At 58.2% G+C, this 359-nt stretch carries 1 protein-coding gene; it reads left to right on the top strand.

The features are described 5' to 3' along the window. The coding region (locus GCM43_RS25945; RefSeq protein WP_193315749.1) for a cadherin-like domain-containing protein at positions 1-359 on the top strand (359 nt) is incomplete at both ends.

Genomic DNA, 359 nt, shown 5'->3' with positions numbered 1-359 from the left:
AAGGGCGGCAGCAATACCTATGTGGTCAATATCGTGATCGATCCGGTCAACGATGCGCCAGTCGGCAGCGGCACCACGATTACCACGTCGGAAGACACGGTCAAGACCGGCAATCTGCCACCCGCGACTGATGTGGATGGCGACACCGTTACCTACACCAAGGCCAGCGATCCGTCGCATGGCACGGTTACCGTCAATCCGGACGGCAGCTACAGCTATGCACCAACGGCCGACTACAACGGCAACGACAGCTTCAGCTACACCATCAACGATGGCAAGGGCGGCAGCAATACCTATGTGGTCAATATCGTGATCGATCCGGTCAACGATGCGCCAGTCGGCAGCGGCACCACGATTAC

It is taken from the genome of Janthinobacterium aquaticum, assembly GCF_009208565.1.
Classification (GTDB): domain Bacteria; phylum Pseudomonadota; class Gammaproteobacteria; order Burkholderiales; family Burkholderiaceae_D; genus Janthinobacterium.
Note: the sequence above shows the minus strand (reverse complement) of the source record. Positions and strands in the feature narration are given on the sequence as shown.